General features: G+C 62.8%; 14 protein-coding genes. 5 read left to right on the forward strand and 9 right to left on the reverse strand.

Annotated features, from left to right (window positions below; translation table 11 throughout):
- The first annotated feature begins 17 nt into the window (after positions 1-17).
- From ACIGJG_RS13610 to ACIGJG_RS13620, 3 genes are all read left to right on the forward strand, one after another.
- Positions 18-995, forward strand: a complete 978-nt coding sequence (locus tag ACIGJG_RS13610) for a type II secretion system F family protein (protein ID WP_011298797.1) — start codon at positions 18-20, stop codon at positions 993-995.
- A gap of 74 nt (positions 996-1,069) precedes the next feature.
- Positions 1,070-2,041: a type II secretion system F family protein gene (locus ACIGJG_RS13615; protein WP_011298798.1), complete on the forward strand. Its 972-nt coding sequence runs from the start codon at positions 1,070-1,072 to the stop codon at positions 2,039-2,041.
- 234 nt (positions 2,042-2,275) lie between these two features.
- Complete coding sequence (locus ACIGJG_RS13620) at positions 2,276-3,061, forward strand: metallophosphoesterase (protein WP_140950361.1); 786 nt, start codon at positions 2,276-2,278, stop codon at positions 3,059-3,061.
- A 147-nt stretch (positions 3,062-3,208) separates the two neighbouring features.
- On the opposite strand, the gene ACIGJG_RS13625 is transcribed toward ACIGJG_RS13620, so the two are convergent.
- From ACIGJG_RS13625 to groES, 7 genes are all read right to left on the reverse strand, one after another.
- Positions 3,209-5,506, reverse strand: a complete 2,298-nt coding sequence (locus ACIGJG_RS13625; RefSeq protein ID WP_011298800.1) for a spermine/spermidine synthase domain-containing protein — start codon at positions 5,504-5,506, stop codon at positions 3,209-3,211.
- Positions 5,507-5,629: 123 nt separating this feature from the next.
- The gene (locus tag ACIGJG_RS13630) at positions 5,630-6,589 is read right to left on the reverse strand and encodes a phosphatase PAP2 family protein (protein ID WP_011298801.1); all 960 of its coding nucleotides are present in this window, start codon (positions 6,587-6,589) and stop codon (positions 5,630-5,632) included.
- A 251-nt stretch (positions 6,590-6,840) separates the two neighbouring features.
- Positions 6,841-7,287 (reverse strand): TadE/TadG family type IV pilus assembly protein, encoded by a 447-nt coding sequence (locus ACIGJG_RS13635; RefSeq protein WP_011298802.1) that lies wholly within the window; start codon positions 7,285-7,287, stop codon positions 6,841-6,843.
- On the reverse strand, positions 7,280-7,771 hold the full coding sequence (locus ACIGJG_RS13640; protein ID WP_011298803.1) for a TadE/TadG family type IV pilus assembly protein: 492 nt from the start codon (positions 7,769-7,771) through the stop codon (positions 7,280-7,282). The genes ACIGJG_RS13635 and ACIGJG_RS13640 overlap by 8 nt, the downstream gene beginning before the upstream one ends.
- A 9-nt stretch (positions 7,772-7,780) precedes the next feature.
- Positions 7,781-8,953, reverse strand: a complete 1,173-nt coding sequence (locus ACIGJG_RS13645) for a pilus assembly protein TadG-related protein (RefSeq protein WP_483672438.1) — start codon at positions 8,951-8,953, stop codon at positions 7,781-7,783.
- Positions 8,954-9,519: 566 nt separating this feature from the next.
- The gene (gene groL / locus ACIGJG_RS13650) at positions 9,520-11,163 is read right to left on the reverse strand and encodes a chaperonin GroEL (protein ID WP_011298805.1); all 1,644 of its coding nucleotides are present in this window, start codon (positions 11,161-11,163) and stop codon (positions 9,520-9,522) included.
- 46 nt (positions 11,164-11,209) lie between these two features.
- Complete coding sequence (gene groES / locus ACIGJG_RS13655; RefSeq protein WP_008644494.1) at positions 11,210-11,500, reverse strand: co-chaperone GroES; 291 nt, start codon at positions 11,498-11,500, stop codon at positions 11,210-11,212.
- 565 nt (positions 11,501-12,065) lie between these two features.
- On the opposite strand from groES, the gene ACIGJG_RS13660 reads away from it, so the two are divergent.
- Together ACIGJG_RS13660 and ACIGJG_RS13665 are read left to right on the forward strand one after the other, a co-directional pair.
- Entirely contained in the window at positions 12,066-12,470 is a 405-nt protein-coding gene (locus ACIGJG_RS13660) for a hypothetical protein (protein WP_220631004.1), read from the forward strand.
- A 166-nt stretch (positions 12,471-12,636) separates the two neighbouring features.
- Positions 12,637-14,163 carry an MltF family protein gene (locus ACIGJG_RS13665; RefSeq protein ID WP_011298807.1) on the forward strand — a complete coding sequence of 509 codons (1,527 nt, stop codon included), beginning with the start codon at positions 12,637-12,639 and terminating at the stop codon, positions 14,161-14,163.
- Positions 14,164-14,213: 50 nt separating this feature from the next.
- On the opposite strand, the gene ACIGJG_RS13670 is transcribed toward ACIGJG_RS13665, so the two are convergent.
- Positions 14,214-14,501 (reverse strand): helix-turn-helix domain-containing protein, encoded by a 288-nt coding sequence (locus tag ACIGJG_RS13670; protein ID WP_011298808.1) that lies wholly within the window; start codon positions 14,499-14,501, stop codon positions 14,214-14,216.
- A 234-nt stretch (positions 14,502-14,735) separates the two neighbouring features.
- Complete coding sequence (locus ACIGJG_RS13675) at positions 14,736-17,000, reverse strand: xanthine dehydrogenase family protein molybdopterin-binding subunit (protein WP_011298809.1); 2,265 nt, start codon at positions 16,998-17,000, stop codon at positions 14,736-14,738.
- Between the last annotated feature and the right edge of the window lie 3 nt (positions 17,001-17,003).

The raw sequence follows: 17,003 nt of genomic DNA on the forward strand, positions 1-17,003 counted from the left end.
GCCATGCGGAGACACTCATGAGCATGATCTTCTATGCCTTTGGCATCCTGCTGTTTGTGGCCGTGGTGCTCTGCGTCGAGGGTATCTTTATCTGGTGGAACAGTACGCATGGTGCGGCGGCGAAGCGCATTGAGGCGCGGCTGCGGGCGCTGTCCGCCGGCGGGCAAGTCGGCGCTGAACAACTGTCGATCCTGAAGAAGCGGCTGCTCGCCGGCTCGCCGCGTATGCAGCAGTGGCTGATGAGCCTGCCTCGCGTCGGTTCGCTCGATCGTTGGCTGGAGCAGTCGGGCAGTACGTGGTCGGTGGCCCAGTTGCTGGGCTACTGTGCGACGGTAGCGCTGTGCACCATTGCGCTGATCCCGGTAGTGCCGGTGCCGGCGCCACTGATGCTGGTTGGGGCCGCCGTGGCCGCGGTCCTGCCGGTCCTTCATATCATGCGCCTGCGCGCCAAGCGCATCCAGCAGATGGAATCTCAGCTGCCCGATGCGGTTGACATGATCGCCCGCGCATTGCGCGCCGGGCATTCATTCAGCGGTGCGCTCGGCATGGTCGGCCAGGAGATGAAGGCGCCGATCGCCCCCGAGTTCCGCACCACCTTCGAGGAAATCAACTACGGCATTGCGCTTGATGAAGCCATGACCAACCTCGCCATCCGGGTGCCGGTGGGCGACCTGCGCTACTTCGTGATCGCGGTCCTGATCCAGCGCGAGAGCGGCGGCAACCTGGCGGAGATCCTCGACACCATTGGCAACATGGTGCGCGAGCGCCTGAAGCTGTTTGCCAAGATCCGGGTCCTGTCGGCAGAAGGACGCATGTCTGCGTGGGTGCTGGGTCTGCTGCCTTTCGCCACTGGCGGGATGATCCTGGTGGTCAACCCGGACTTCATGAAGGTGCTGTGGGAAGACCCGATCGGCCTGAAGATGGTCGGCGCAGCGGTGGGAATGATGATGCTCGGTGTCTTGTGGATGCGCAAGATCATCCGTATCCGCGTATGACGTCACGACGAGCAACGAACAGCGTAGTGCTCCGACACACACGGTATGGGCAAGTAGCCTGACGGGAGTCCATCATGCAAGGCATCATTCAGGGGTTTCAGTCCGATCAGCTGATCGTGCTGACATTGATCTTCGTGGCGGCATTCGGCATGGTGTTTGGCGTGCTCTATGCGTTCTCACCGAACCGCATGCGCGGCAGGGCCGAGCAACTCGCGGGCCAGCCAGGCCAGGCAAGCGGCAGGTCCGGAAGGCAGCAGGCCTGGATCGACAAGCTCGTGCAATGGACGCAGCCGGTCTCGCGCCTGTCGCTGCCTAAGGAAGGATGGGAAGGCTCGCAGTTGCGCGTGCGCTTCATGAATGCCGGGTGGCGTAGCACAAGCGCCGCCCCGCTGTACTTCACCGCCAAGACAATACTGGCAATCGCCCTGCCGATGATCGGCCTGATCGCGGTCAGCAATCAGCCGGCGCTACAGCAGCAGCACATCATGCTCGCCTTGCTGACGTTGCTTGCCGCCATCGGCTACTATCTGCCGAACACCGTGCTGTCGCACAAGGTGGCCGAACGCCAGCGCGCGGTATTCGAAGAGTTCCCGGACGTCATCGACCTCCTGACGGTATGCGTGGAAGCCGGCCTCGGCCTCGACGCGGCGCTGATGCGCGTGGCCGACGAACTGGCCCTGCGCTGCCCGGTCCTTGCCGACGAACTGCAGCTGATGCTGCTGGAGCTGCGCTCCGGCTTCTCCAAGGAAAAGGCACTGTCCAATCTCTCGTTACGCACCGGGGTGGAAGATGTCGACAAGTTTGCATCCATGCTGATTCAGGCCGATCGCTTCGGTACCAGCCTGGGCGACTCCCTGCGCGTGCTGTCCGACATGTTGCGCACCAAGCGACGCATGCGAGCGGAAGAACAGGCAGCCAAGATTGCGCTGAAGCTGTTGTTCCCGCTGATCTTCACGATCTTCCCATCACTGCTGCTGGTACTGCTTGGCCCGGCATTCATCCAGATCTATCGCGTCCTGTTGCCGACCATGGCCGGCCAGGGATAGCGCTTCCGGGTATCCGGAAACGGTTCCCCCGGCTGTCTCCCGGTGCAATGCCGGCAAGACGGTCTTTTGCCCGGACCTGGCTCCGGGCCTTTTCGCTGTCTGGGGGTCGCTGCGCAGACGCTCGAGCACTCGTCCGGAATCGAGGGACTTGACCGGATCTCCGGCCTTCTTAAGAATTCAAGCACCGCCGTCCTGGCACGGCGCGCAGTGCCAACGAATTCGCCTGGAGTCTCCATGAAACTACGTATCCTGAGCGATCTGCATATCGAACACGCCATGCCGCAAGCCGTACCGGCCTGCGACGCCGATATCGTGATACTGGCCGGCGATATCGCCAATGGCCGGGACGGCATCGATTGGGCGGCCCGAACCTTCGGCCAGCCGCTGATCTACGTGCCGGGCAACCATGAGTATTACGAAGGCAACGTCGACGCCGTGGACCGGCTGATGGCGGACGCGGCTGCCACGCATCCCGGTGTGCACCTGCTCAATGGTGCGGTGGCGGAGTTCAGCGGCGCCAGCGGGCGGGTACGCGTCCTGGGCACCACCTGGTGGACAGACTATTGCCTGTTCGGCACCGACAGGCGTGAGGCTTCGATGCAGGCCTGTTCGGCAGTGATGCTGGACCACCGGCTGATCGAGCTCAATGGCGATGACGGGCACCTGCGTCACTTCTCGCCGGAAGACGCGCTGGCGCGCCACCAGATAGCCTCCGCCTGGCTTGCAGGTCAACTGGCCCTGCCCTTCGACGGCAAGACCGTGGTAGTCACCCACCACGGCCCCGATCTCGGCAGCCTGGATCCGCGCTATTCGCACGATCTGGTATCCGGTGGTTTCCTGTCGAGAAGGCCTGATCTGGTAGCGCAGGCCGACCTGTGGATCCACGGCCATACGCATACCAGCTTTGACTATTGCATCGACACCTCGCGCGTGGTGTGTAACCCTCGCGGCTATGTCAGCCGGCGCACGGGGGAGCTGGAGAATTCCCGGTTCGACTGGTGCTGTGTGGTCGAGATCTGACGCAGGGCTGCCCTTGCCCCTGCGATGGCATGGCCGGGGCCAGCATGACCGCGGCTAACGATAGGCGCCTGCGCCGAACTGGCACGGCGATTCTCTTGCGCCGATTTTGCCGCATACGGCGGGCAAAAGCCGACGAAGCAGCACGACTCAATCGAGACGCATCAAGTGGCGCCATTCCGTACCCATGTTGTCATCGGTAACCTGCTTCAGCCCAACGGTACGGGCCAGGATGCGCGGACAGGTTTCCATGGCATCCTCTTGTCGAGAACTGCCACGGTGCAGCGAGGATTCCCACTCGGCCATCAAGGCATCTGCAACAAGGCGGTCCTGGCCGGCACGCACGTCGAGGACCGGCTGGCCATTGATACGATAGGCTTCCAGCGTATGGCGGAAATGTTCGAAGTCCCAGGCCAGCGGTGCACGCGACACGACCATATGATTGCTGAAACGCGCCCCGTAGGGGAATGCCAGGCAAGCCGTACGCTGAACCCGATCCGAATCGGTGGTGTTGTAGTAAAGGACGCCCCCTGGCTTTAAGTGGGCATCGGCCAGTTGAAGGAATTCGGCAGACAGCAGATTGGTTGCGTTTGCCCTGAAATGCCAAGTCGTATTGGAGACGATAGCGTCAAAGCGCCGTTCGCGGTTCAAGCGCAACCAGCGGCGCCCGTCGTCGGTAATGAGAGTCACCTTGGGGTTGCGCAGTACAGACGCAACTTCCGCCGAACCTGCTACTAACTCGACGTAGCCGGGATTAATCTCCACAATCGTGAGCGATCGCACTTCCGGATTGTTGGCAATCACCTGTGCCCACGAGCCGGATGACAGTCCGATCATCAGCACGTCGCGTGGGTGGCGATGGAACAGGTTCAGCGCATAGGGACGCAAGATGCCATTGGTGTCGTGCCGCAGATCGACGTTGAAACGGCCATCATACATACCGCCGCCATACACAGTACCTTCCCTATCCACTGTGATGATGCCACTGCGGTTCTCGATCACATGGGTGAACGGCCCCTTGGCCTCGGGTGAACCCTTCCATAACAGCGCTTCCAGCACGCCGATACTAAGCGCAGGGAGCGCCGCTACGATCAACACGCCCATAGCGCCGGCGCAGCCGACATGCCAGCGCTTCGCCTTCGGTGGCAGAGGCAGCAATACGTTCAGCAACAAGGAACATCCGACACCAGCCCCTACCAGCACCATGGAAATGCTGACCAGTCCGAGATGCTCCATCAGGACAAAGCCGGTAAGGATGCTGCCCGTGACCGAGCCGACTATGTTGGCGAGATAGAGTAGTGCAATGCGCATACCGGCATGGCCATCGGGAGACACGCCCCAATGAGCCAGGCAAGGTAGCAGCGCCCCCCAACTGCGGGCCACCACGAACACCACCAGCAGCGAGACGCCAAGCTGCGCGCTACCGGGCACGGGGAAATGCGCCAGCAGCGGCAGAAACAGCAAGCCCACCAGATTGGCCTTTAACAGCGAGCCGGCCAACTGCCGCATACCGTGTTCCAGCGCCCCGCCGCACCACTCCCCCGCCTGGCGCGATCCCGAGGCGATGCCGATCAAGAATGCTGCCAAGGTCGCTGCGAAAGCCGAGGCCCCGCTCCCGGAGGCATAAGACACTGTGCGGAAGAAGAAGATCTCATAGGAGAGCGAAATCGCTCCGCCAGCACAAGCCAGGGCCAGCACCGCGCCAAAGCGCAGTGCTGGTGTAGTGGCCGATTGAACCTGCGATTGTGCTGCGCCCGTATCGCCTTCACCGTGGTCGCGCCAGTGCACCACCAACGCCACGACTGCTACGGTTGCGTTGATGGCAACCGCCACGTACACCGCAGCCTGCATGCCGAGAAAAGGGAACAGCAATACCGTACAGATCAGGCAAGCAACGCCAGCCCCCAATGTATTGACGTAGTAGAGCAAGCCAACGGAACTGCCTACGTTACCGGAGCGTCGAGCCAGATGACCGACCAGGACCGGCAGCGTTGCGCCCATGAGCAGCGTCGGTGCCAGCACCAGCGCCAGCGCCACTGCCGCTGTCGCGCTTAACGGCAGACCCAGCGCAAAGGTGCCAACCCGGTCGAATACATCCAGCGAAACGAGGCCGAAAGCTCCCGAGAGAAACTCGATGGCTGCCAGCAGCGGAAGCAGGGAAAGGCCGCGTCGTTTCGACAGCAATCCGCCCGCAAGGCTGCCAAGCCCAAGCCCAAGCATGAAGGCCGTGACGACGATAGTCACCGACTCGATATTGACCCCGAGAATCCGAAACAGAGCCCGTTGCCATATCAGCTGGTAAATAAGCGCCGGAAATCCGGAAAAGAAAAACAGGATGCAGAGAGTGTGCTTCCAACGCAGCGCAGTGGTATCCGTGGGCAGTTTGCTGCCATCTCGAACCGGTATTGCCGCCGGCAATGCGGTTGCGATTGGGTTTCTCGTTTCCATGGATTCCCCTCGAGCCGATCATTATTCTTGTCGGTAGCGCGTTAGTGGTTCGAATAGATCCTGAAACACTCCTCGTCAGCCGCCCCGCCACCCAATGTGCGAAACGGAGAAGGCAACGCGCGCTCAGACCGGCTGAGGCGCCGCATCTGGCTCCGCCCTTGCCGGCGCGCTCCTGGCGGCAAGCAAGCTCAGCGCGCCTACGGTCAGCGCCCACAATCCCACGCCAGACACAACATCGATAAGATAGTGGCCGCCCTCCGTGGGGGTCGACACAATCATCAACAGGTTAAGCAGTCCGATGATCACCACGCCAACGCGCGTCCAGCGCATCGCTTGCACAAAGAACAGAGCCATAGCCGTGTGATAGGAAGGAAGCGATATCAGGCCTTGCATTTGTGCCAGGTCGAACACCCGCATCGATCCTTCACGCAGCGCGCCGAAGTGTGAAACTGTGGCCATTTCTGCAGGGCTCGCCACGCCGAAAAAAACGAAGGCCCCCGCGGCCGGCCACGGTGCGGCAATCAGCAGCAGCAGCACGCAGGAGAGCATCAGATTGGAAAGAAACTCGCGCAAATAGGCAGCCCGCCCAAGCAGACCGATCAGCATCGGCACCAGCACCAGCTGAGGCAGGCCGCTGGCATAAGCTAGCGCCAGAACGAAGTTCAGTGTCGGCTGTGCCCGAACCCAGGCATAGGCCTGCGGCCAATGAAAGCCCAGCATCGCATCCAATGCCGCCAGCTTGCCGTCCACCAATGGAGGAGCAAGCGTGATAAGCAAATAGGACAGGACGCTCATGACACTGGTGAACGAGACTAGCAACGCGCCACACTGCGCTACCAGCGCCAGGCGTCGGTAGTGCAGTCCGCGCGATGTCGCCGTAATGCGTGGCAGGCCCGCAATCAAACTGAGCGCCAGGGTGATGGTTCCCAGCATGGCCACCGCCAGGCATTGCGCGACCAGACTGCTATGCGTCACCGAACGCCCGCTGGCAATCAGCCAGACGAAATCCAGCGCCAAGATCGCGAGCACAATCGCCCATCGGATAGCGTCGCCGCAGGTAAATACCCGAGTATCGATTGTCATTTTGCAGCTCCCCCCGGAACCGTTCGACCGGAAACTTAGGCGTGCTTGAGAAGGGCTCGCCAACCGTTCCACCTGCTAGATCAGAAATTCGCCGGCAGACAAGAAGCCCTGCTGCGCGGTGGCCTCGATCTGTAGCAAAGCCGTTCGAGGCGCCCCTGCCCGGGTCAATCGTACGGGCGGAATCTTCAAAAGCCACGTCTGAACTGGGCAGAGCCGCGCGCCGGCTGGATGACGTTCCGAGCGCCGGGATCCTAGCTGCATACCGTGGGGCTTCCCGGATCCTGACCCATGATTTCCCGTGGCAGATAGGTCACGAATCCAGGTACCACCAGGCTGGATGAAAATCCGATCCAGGACGCCGGTGATACCGGAGACGCGTTCATCCCTGCCACGCTGACGGAAACCCCGGTACAGGACGTGCTGTCGCAACTTGCGCTGACGCCGTTCGAGTCGTACCAGGTGACCACGACATTGCTGGACTTGAGACCTGGAACGATCTGCTGCATCCGGCTGAGCACCGATCCCGACCCGCGCCCGCACACCACGGCCTGCCTTGCGCCCCACCGCGTGGCTTCCGCCACGGAGTTCCATGTGTACAGCACGCGTCCGAACTCCAGTATTCCCAGCAGCAACGCAAAGAAGAGCGCTGCCACGATGGCAAACTCCACGGCTGTCGTACCTCGCTGACGCCTATTCATATGCCTGCCTCATCGTCGCTGAGATGTCGCTGAAGGAAATGGACGTCAGGGAACTGCTGCCGCCGGTGTAGAACCGTGTGAATCCGAGAATATCCAGCAGCGGCGTAAAGGTGTAGCCCGAAATCCGGACCGTGACCGTATTGATGGCCGGATTGCTACCCTGCCCCATATTCGAGGTACATGTCACATCCGCTGCATCGCAGATGCTGACCATGCTTGTGGTCAGCCCCGGCACCAGGGTGGGCTGGTTGTTGGTCACCACCGGAGTACCGTAGACAACCAGTTGCTGTGCCGTGGCATGCGCCGCGGCGCTGCCTGCGGCCTGCGTACTCAGGTAACGGGCCGCATCACGAACGGATTTCGTCAGCGTGTTGTACGTATAAATGGCCCGACCGAACTCGGTGACTGCGAAGCACGTCGCTAGCAGCAACGAGATCGTGATGGCAAACTCAACCAACGCCACGCCTTTCTGTCGCTTTTTCATCGATTTCCCCTACTGTACGAGCGCTGGGATCATGGGTCCGAAGTTGCCGCCCGCCAGGCCATTGGTCGTGCAAGGGCTGCTGATGCTTGCGGCGTTGCCGAGGTATTCGAACTGCACTGTCAGCGTAGGGCCGCTGATTGGCTGCAGCATCAGCATGCAGGCGAAATCGACCACTTTCGACGCAGTCGAAACCACAGGGACGATGACGAGGCGCCGGCTCATGCCGAGCTTGGCGTAATCGCCCGTGCTGCCCGGTGCGGCAAGATTCTTGTAGCCACCTTTCATGTTCAGCCCGGTAATGTTGTCACCAGCCTGAACATCCGTGCTCGTATCCCCATAGCTGGCGAACGTAAGCCGCTTGGTCTTGAAATTTGTCGCAGTGGGATCGCTGCCGCCCGATGTGCCGTTATACGCGCTCTTGCCATTGGGCCAGTTCTGGGTGGTGTACGAATAGCCCGTAAAATCAGGCCGCATCGTCTGCATGTCGCCATTGTTCTTGTAGATGCCGAACCGGCTGTTCCACTGATCGTCGACAGCAACCTTCGCACCCGGAGTCCGCAGCGTATCGTTGACTTTCGAATTGCAGTAGCCGACCGACATTTCGTTTTTGGTTTCATTGGCGTTGGTCGAGCCATCGAGGTTATACCAGCCCATTTCCCCCGGGCCGGCAGTCTTTGTTCCGTCGTAGAGTACCGTGACCCAGTCGCCTACCGCGAAGCCATAGTCGGGAGCAGTGCCCCCGGTCCTGGGCAGCAGGCCGACCGGAATCGGGCAAGTACTCTGCGCATGCGTACGCGTTGCAACGCCAATTGCAGCGACAGCGTTGCTGGTAGGGCCGCCCACCATCTGGATCAGATAGGCCAGGATCCCGGTGGTCAGATGGCCGCATTTGGCATAGCGCGCGTTAGCCACGGGCGTGAACGTCGAACTGAACGCACCGGTGAGCGAGTCGCTGAACGTGACATCCGTGTCAATGAGCGATGCCGAGGCCTTCTGGTATTGAACCTTGTTGGCGTTGCCAGCCGTCAGGCCGGCGCTGGTCGCCCGCGTCAGGGCATCGGCGGCACCGTCAAGCTCTTGCGCTGCCGCCAGTGCACAGCTGTCTACGGCCGACTGCAGCTCGGTCTTGGCAACGAACATGGCGCCAAGATCGATGACAAGTCCGGCCATGCCCAGCAGCACGGCAAGGGTCAGGCCCACAATCGGAAGAATGACCCCTCTTTCCTTCTTGTTGTCGTACCTGGACATATGGCTTCGCCCTTGGATAATCATGTGAGCACGATGGGGCGAATTGCGGGAACAGGTCCGACTAGCCGTCGTCCCGGCGAAACTTCCCAAGCCCTACCGACGTACATGCATTCTTGGCGATCGGTACGGCAATTGGTATCGATCCAATGGGCGACCAAGCCGGCAGGCTGACATCCGGGAAATGATGAAGAAATGAAACGTGGGGACGCGAGAAACCGGAAGCAGTGAGGCAAGGATTCGTCCGGCAGCCAGCGAGGGCAGGTTAGCCGAGTCAATAGTGCAAGCGGATGCACTTGCCGTAGAGCGATATCGAATTTCGGTACATGGGCCGCCTGAAATCAGGGCCGAGTATGTTGCAGACTTGATTCATACCTCTGGCGAAAATCGGCGCGATCTCTCATCCGGCACAGCTACAAGCAAAAACCCCCGCAAGCTCGCGCTTGCGGGGGTTTTTTCAGACAGCCTGCCCGTTAAGGCAGTCGGCAGTCGGTCGGCCTGATTTACATCATGCCTTCCATGCCGCCCATGCCGCCCATGCCGCCCGGCATTGCCGGAGCCGACTCTTCCTTCGGCGTTTCGGCAACTGCGCAGTCCGTGGTCAGCATCAGCGATGCCACCGAAGCGGCGTTCTGCAGTGCGGTGCGGGTAACCTTGGTCGGATCCAGCACGCCCATTTCCACCAGGTCGCCGTACTCGCCCGAAGCCGCGTTGTAGCCGTAGTTGCCCTTGCCTTCGATGACCTTGGCAACGACGACCGAAGCTTCTTCACCAGCGTTCAGCACGATCTGGCGCAGCGGCTCTTCCATGGCGCGCAGCACGATCTTGATACCGGCGTTCTGGTCCGGGTTTTCACCGGTCAGTGCCGAGATCGCAGCGCGGGCACGCAGCAGGGCCACACCGCCGCCGGGGACGATGCCTTCTTCCACCGCAGCGCGGGTGGCGTGCAGGGCGTCTTCCACGCGGGCCTTCTTTTCCTTCATTTCGACTTCGGTGGCAGCGCCAACCTTGATCACGGCAACACCGCCGGCCAGCTTGGCCACGCGCTCTTGCAGCTTTTCACGGTCGTAGTCCGAGGTCGCTTCTTCGATCTGGGCACGGATCTGCTTCACGCGGCCTTCGATCGCAGCTGCGTCGCCGGCGCCGTCGATGATGATGGTGTTTTCCTTGCCGATTTCGATGCGCTTGGCTTGGCCCAGGTCGTTCAGGGTCGCCTTTTCCAGCGTCAGGCCGATTTCTTCAGCAATGACGGTGCCGCCGGTCAGGATGGCGATGTCTTCCAGCATGGCCTTGCGGCGGTCGCCGAAGCCCGGAGCCTTGACGGCGGCGGTCTTCAGGATGCCACGGATGTTGTTGACCACCAGGGTCGCCAGGGCTTCGCCCTCGACGTCTTCAGCAATGATCAGCAGCGGGCGGCCAGCCTTGGCCACTTGCTCCAGCACCGGCAGCAGGTCGCGGATGTTCGAAACCTTCTTGTCGAACAGCAGCACGAACGGGCTGTCCAGCTGGACAACTTGCTTTTCGGGGTTGTTGATGAAGTACGGCGACAGGTAGCCGCGGTCGAACTGCATGCCTTCCACGACTTCCAGCTCGTCGGCCAGCGACTTGCCGTCTTCGACGGTGATCACGCCTTCCTTGCCGACCTTGTCCATGGCTTCGGCAATGCGCTCACCGATCGAGGTGTCGCTGTTGGCCGAGATCGCGCCAACCTGGGCGATTTCCTTGCTGGTGGTGGTCGGCTTGCTGACCTTCTTCAGCTCTTCCACGGCGGCGGCGACAGCCTTGTCGATACCGCGCTTCAGGTCCATCGGGTTCATGCCGGCGGCGACGAACTTCATGCCTTCGCGCACGATCGACTGGGCCAGAACGGTAGCGGTGGTGGTACCGTCACCGGCGTTGTCGCTGGTCTTGGAAGCCACTTCCTTGACCATCTGGGCGCCCATGTTCTGCAGCTTGTCCTTCAGCTCGATTTCCTTGGCCACGGACACGCCGTCCTTGGTCACGGTCGGGCCGCCGAAGCTGCGCTCCAGCACCACGTTGCGGCCCTTCGGACCCAGGGTAACCTTCACTGCGTTGGCGAGAATGTTCACGCCTTCGACCATCTTGGCACGGGCGGCGTCGCCAAATACTACGTCTTTTGCTGCCATGTTCTGATTCTCCTAATTCGGTACGGTGCTAGTCGTCAACAAGTGATCACTTGTTCACCACGGCCATGATGTCTTCTTCGCGCATGACCAGCAGCTCCTGGCCATCGACCTTCACGCCCTGGCCGGCGTACTTGCCGAACAGCACACGGTCACCCACCTTGACGTCGAGGGCAATGTTGTTGCCCTTGTCATCCTTCTTGCCCGGGCCGATGGCCAGCACTTCGCCTTGATCCGGCTTCTCGGCGGCGTTGTCGGGAATCACGATACCGGACGCGGTCTTGGTTTCATTGTCCAGACGCTTCACGATCACACGGTCGTGCAAAGGACGCAGATTCATACGGACTCCTAGATACAAAAGTGAGTTTTGATTCACAAACGGGCCGCGATTCAGCCTGGCTGAACCTCGCTGGCCGCGGAATTTCGGGTACCGCAGGGAGCTGTTAGCACTCACCCCCAGCGAGTGCTAATTATAGGGACGGGGTATGGCCATTTCAAGACAGCGGCTTGATGGGGGTTTTCCCTTGGGTCAGGTGGGGAGCATTTGGCGGACCGGGCATCCGCGACCTAAGCACCAATCCGCCCACCCCTCCGCGCGCCCAATCATGCACATAAAGTCTGCCGGGGGAATCATGCCTTCGTCGTCATTGGTCGGCGCCAAGCATGCCCGGCCGCGCCAAGGCATCCCTTCAATGAAGGGAACCCGATCAGCCATTCGCGATAGGCGCCCTCTGGGTCGCTGTAAGACATCCTCCCCACCCCATTCGGCGTAACCCCGACATCGCCCACCCACCCCGGCCATTAGATTGAACCCTACGCCCGCCGCTCCGCTAGCCAGGTGAGATATGCGCTTAAGCCGGCAAGCGACCGTGGCGATTCCGACAACAACCCTGATGAGGTTCCAAATGGATCTGAAAAAGCCCGTCCGTCCGACCCATGTGGCCGGCGCACTCGCCGCGGTCCTGGCCGGTCTGAGTTGTGCCGTTGCCTTTGCCCAGACTCCCACTGCGCCCGCCACATCGGCCACGCCCGCCACTCCGGCCATCCCCGCTACTCCGGCCACTCCGGCCGCCCCCGCTGGCGCGCAAGGCGTCCCCCCTGCCATGACGCAGCAGATCGAACCACCGAAGGACCCGCTGGTGGAACGCCGCGAAGCCCGCAAGAAGGCGGCCGATGAGTACAAGGCCACCAAGAAGGCCGCCAAGGGCGAGTACAAGCAGGACGTGAAGGCCGCCAAGCAAGAACGCAAGGCGGAAAACCAGGCTGCGGACAGCACGGCGCGTCAGGAACTCACTGCGCCAAAGCAGTAGCGAGTAGCCAGTAGCAAATCGCTACCTCGTCGCTGGCGGCAGGCTGGCAAGCCGCCGCCAGTTCTGACCTTCGCCGGCGGGCTTACGCACGGCTTGTACCGTGCCGTATCCGCGCTAGACTCAATGAGCATGCGCCGCAGGCAATCCGGCAGCGGCGCTGCGCGAGATGCCCGCTTTCCGCTTGCCGCCCACGCTGCCAGGCCTCCTTGTGCAAGGCCTGGTGGGCGCTGCATGCCTCTTCGGCCCGATTGCCGCCGCGCAGCAAAAGCCCACTCCCGCCTCGGCACCCGTGGCTGTCGCCCCGGCCAAAGCAGATTCCGCAGCCGTACGCCGGCTCAACCTGGGCAACAAACCCTGGAAAGGCGATTTCGACGCGATGCTCGATCGCCGCGTCATCCGCGTCCTGGTGCCATACAGCCGTACGCTGTATTTCAGCGACAAGGGCCGTGAATGCGGCCTGACCGCCGGACTGGTGCGGGACTTCGAGCGCTATCTGAACAAGACCTACGCCAGCCGCCTCGGCAAGCGGCCGCTCACGGTCATCGTCATTCCCACGACGCGTGACCGCCTGCTGCCCGACCTGGCCGCCGGACTGGGCGACATTGCGGCCGGCAACCTGACAGCGACCGACGAACGTCTGAAGGTTGCCGACTTCTCGGCGCCGCGCGACCGCAAGCCGGTGCGCGAACTGATCGTGACCGGTTCGAAGGCGCCTGCCCTGGCCAGTCTGGACGACTTGTCCGGCAAGACGGTGCATGTACGGCGCGCCAGCAGCTACTACGAAAGCCTCACGGCGCTCAATGACCAGTTGCGCAAGGCCGGCAAGGCACCCATGCGCCTGGTGCTGCTGCCCGATGCGCTGGAAGACGAAGACGCGATGGAGATGGCCAATGCCGGCTTGCTGCCCATCCTCGTGGTGGATGACTGGAAGGCCGCGATGTGGGCGCAGATCCTGCCCAACATCAAGGTACACAATGACCTCGTCGTCCGCGCGCAAGGCTATGTCGGCTGGGCCTACCGCAAGGACAGCCCGCAGATGCGCCAGGCGCTGGACGATTTCTACGTGAACTACCTGAAGAAGCAGGGCGTCGCCGAATACCGGCTCAAGCAGATGATGAAGAGTGTCCGGCAGATCCGGAACAATACCAACGACGCCGAGTACAAGCGCTTCGAGCAGACCATTGCCTTCTTCCAGAAATACGGCAAGGACTACAGCTTCGATCCGTTGATGCTGGCAGCGCAGGGCTTCCAGGAATCGCAGCTGAACCAGAAGGCGCGCAGCCACGTGGGCGCCATCGGCATCATGCAGGTCATGCCAGCCACCGGCAAGCAACTCAATGTGGGCAATATCCAGGAGCCCGAATCAAACATCCACGCTGGCACCAAATACATGGACCAGCTGATGACGCGGTATTTCCCCGATGCGCGCTTCTCGGAATCCAACCGGCCGCTCTTTGCATTCGCCAGCTATAACGCGGGCCCGGGCAATATCGCGAAGATGCGCACGGAAGCCGCGGCGCGCGGGCTGGATCCGGACCAGTGGTTCAACAATGTGGAGATTGTCGTGGCCGAGAAGATCGGCATCGAGACCACGACCTATGTGCGCAACATCTACAAGTACTACGCTGCGTACCGGCTGGCGCAGGACATGGAGGACACGCGCGCACGCGCGCTGAAGGAAGTCGGTAAATAGCCGGCCGGTCGCGCGCGCATCGCGGTGGTGATGCGTGCCGCCGGACGGTGCTAGTCGGCCAGGCCGCTCGCGTCGATATAACCGAGCGCTGCGCTCACCGCCAGCCTGGCCTTGAGCACGTAGCAGACGCGCCGGTCGCGGATTGACAGCACGATCAGGTCGGCCTGCAGCATTTCCTCGAACATGTGGCCCGCACGCTTGATCGGCAGCCCCGCCAGTTGCGCGAGGTCCGTCGCGGGCAGCCCCTCTTCGCCTGCCTGCAAGAGCGCCCGGCAGATCTTCACGCGCGCCGGTTCGGTCATCAGCGCCATTGTCAGCGCGCTTTCCTGGGTCTCCATGGCCACCCCTCGGGTTATTCGGGCGGGCGCGCCGCCCTGGCTGATTTTTCCCGTTCTACGCGGGGCTGCCCGCAAAGGCAATAGGGCTCCACCCCGGCTGCGCGATTACAACACGCAGCCGTCCCGCCCGCAGACGGGTGATGCGCAGCCCGCGCCGCTGGTGTTGGCGCGGGCGTCCAGGCAGCGAGGCCCGGAAGCGCCGGAGGCGGCATGCTCCTCCGGCGCGGGGCGCGCTCAGGTCAGCACGAACGGCAGCTGGCGCTGGCGCTTGCCCGTGAGCACGAACAGCGCGTTGGCGACGGCCGGGGCGATCGGCGGCACGCCCGGTTCGCCAAGACCCGTGGGCGGGTCCTGCGATGGCACGAAGAACACGTCCACCACGGGCGCATCGGTGATGCGCGGCGGCGGATAGTCAGGGAAGTTGCTGTTCTTCACCACGCCGTTCTCGATCTCGATGGCGAACCCGGGCCGCGTCATCGCCAGCCCGAAGACGCAGGCGCCCTGGATCTGCGCCTCAGCCGACAAGGGATTGACCACGCGGTTGGCATGCACGCCGGCAGTCACGCGATGCACGCGCGGCTCGCCCTTGACGAGCGAAACCTCCGCCACATAGGCCACCACCGAGTTGAACGACTCATGCACCGCCACGCCCCACGCTTGCCCCTTGGGCAGCTTGCGCTTGCCATAGCCCGACTTCTGCACCGCGAGCTGCAGCGCGGCGCGATGGCGCGCGTGCTTGCTTTCGTCGAGCCGCGCCAGGCGGAAGGCCACGGGGTCCTGCTTCGCGGCCGCGGCCATTTCGTCGACCAGCGTTTCCTTGACGTAGGCCGTGTGCGTGTTGCCGACCGAGCGCCACCACAGCACCGGCACATCGACCTGCGGGTGATGCACCGCAAGCCGCATCGGCAGGTTGTAGTCATTCTCGACCAGGCCTTCGCTCATGGTCGCGTCCACGCCGTTCTTGACCATGAACGGCTCGAACGGCGTGCCCTTCAGGATCGACTGGCCGACGATGGTGTGCTGCCAGCCCACCACTTTGCCCTGCGCATCCAGGCCGATACGTGCGCGGTGCACGTGGAGCGGCCGGTAGTAGCCGCCGCGGATATCGTCCTCGCGGCTCCACACGATCTTGAGCGGCTCGGTGTGGCCGTTCGCCACCCAGGTGCGCAGCACGTTGGCGGCTTCCACGAGGTAGTCCGACGTGGGCACCGCGCGGCGGCCGAAGCCGCCACCTGCCATCATGGTGTTGAGTGTCACCTTGTCCGGGCTCAGCTCGAGCACGCGCGCGATGGCGGCCTGGTCCACGGTCTGGAACTGCGAGCCGACCCACACCTTGACGCTCTGCACCTTGTTCGCCAGCACTTCCGGCTGCAGCGTGCAGTTCAGCGGCTCCATCGGCGCATGGGCCAGATACGGGAAGCGGTACTCGGCGTCGATCTTGCGCGCCGCGCCATTCACGGCTGCGGCCACATCGCCTTCGCCGGCGCGCGCCACGGTGCCGGGCTGGGCGGCGAGCTTCGCGTACTCCTCGAACAGGGCCTGCGTCGACACCTTCGAGCCGGCATCCTCCCATTCGATTTGCAGCGCATCGCGCGCCTGCTTCGCGGGCCAGTAGCCGTCAGCGACCACGGCCACGCCGGTGCCGCCGCGATCGACCGGTACCAGCATCACGTCGCTGACACCCTTGATCGCGCGCGCCTTGTCGGCATTGAACGACTTGACCTTCCCGCCAAAGCGCGGTGGACGCGCCACCACGGCCACCATCATGTCCTTCAGGCGCGTGTCGATACCGAAGGCGGGCTTGCCTTCGAGCTTGCTGCGCGCATCGAGCCGCGGCGTCGGCTTGCCGATCAGCCGGAATTGCGAAGGGTCCTTCAGGCGCACGTCTTTCGGTACGGGCAGTTCCATGGCCGCCGGGGCCAGTTCGCCGAAGGTGGCACGCTGGCTGCCCGAGGTCACCACGCCCTGCTCGACCTTGCAGCTTGCGGGATCCACTTTCCACTGCTGCGCCGCAGCCGTGACCAGCATGGCGCGGGCACGCGCGCCCAGCTCACGATATTGCTGGAAGGAATGGTTGATGGCCGTGGAACCGCCGGTCATCTGCATGCCGAAGCCCGGGTCCTTGTACGCATCACCGGCGGGCGCGAGCGCTGCGCGCACGTTGCGCCAGTCGACATCCAGCTCTTCGGCAAGCGCCATGGGCAGCGCCGTGTGTACGCCCTGGCCGAACTCCAGCCGGTTCACCGCGATGGTTACCGTGTTGTCCGGCGAAATCACCACGAACGCCTGTGGCGCCGAAGGCGGCGCCTTCGGTGCGCCGCCTTCTTGCGCCTGCGCAAGCGGCGTCACGCCCAGTGCAAGGCCGCCGCCGGCCAGGCCGGTCAGCTTGAGGAAGCTGCGGCGATTCAGCGTTGCCACGCCGTGATCACCGGCGCTGCCAGTATTGCTTCCCTGCGCGCTGCTGGCGCCGGCGAGTGCTTCGAGTCCACGAATACGCATGTC

The organism is Cupriavidus sp. C1SS-2L, from assembly GCF_057073735.1.

Bases quoted from the DNA above. Each gene is read 5' to 3' on its own strand.
- ACIGJG_RS13665 (WP_011298807.1), top strand. From the start codon at position 12,637: ATGCCCGCTTTCCGCTTGCCGCCCACGCTGCCAGGCCTCCTTGTGCAA.
- ACIGJG_RS13675 (WP_011298809.1), bottom strand. From the start codon at position 17,000: ATGCGTATTCGTGGACTCGAAGCACTCGCCGGCGCCAGCAGCGCGCAG.
- ACIGJG_RS13620 (WP_140950361.1), top strand. From the start codon at position 2,276: ATGAAACTACGTATCCTGAGCGATCTGCATATCGAACACGCCATGCCG.
- ACIGJG_RS13635 (WP_011298802.1), bottom strand. From the start codon at position 7,287: ATGAATAGGCGTCAGCGAGGTACGACAGCCGTGGAGTTTGCCATCGTG.
- ACIGJG_RS13630 (WP_011298801.1), bottom strand. From the start codon at position 6,589: ATGACAATCGATACTCGGGTATTTACCTGCGGCGACGCTATCCGATGG.
- groES (WP_008644494.1), bottom strand. From the start codon at position 11,500: ATGAATCTGCGTCCTTTGCACGACCGTGTGATCGTGAAGCGTCTGGAC.
- ACIGJG_RS13615 (WP_011298798.1), top strand. From the start codon at position 1,070: ATGCAAGGCATCATTCAGGGGTTTCAGTCCGATCAGCTGATCGTGCTG.
- groL (WP_011298805.1), bottom strand. From the start codon at position 11,163: ATGGCAGCAAAAGACGTAGTATTTGGCGACGCCGCCCGTGCCAAGATG.
- ACIGJG_RS13610 (WP_011298797.1), top strand. From the start codon at position 18: ATGAGCATGATCTTCTATGCCTTTGGCATCCTGCTGTTTGTGGCCGTG.
- ACIGJG_RS13660 (WP_220631004.1), top strand. From the start codon at position 12,066: ATGGATCTGAAAAAGCCCGTCCGTCCGACCCATGTGGCCGGCGCACTC.
- ACIGJG_RS13670 (WP_011298808.1), bottom strand. From the start codon at position 14,501: ATGGAGACCCAGGAAAGCGCGCTGACAATGGCGCTGATGACCGAACCG.
- ACIGJG_RS13625 (WP_011298800.1), bottom strand. From the start codon at position 5,506: ATGGAAACGAGAAACCCAATCGCAACCGCATTGCCGGCGGCAATACCG.
- ACIGJG_RS13640 (WP_011298803.1), bottom strand. From the start codon at position 7,771: ATGAAAAAGCGACAGAAAGGCGTGGCGTTGGTTGAGTTTGCCATCACG.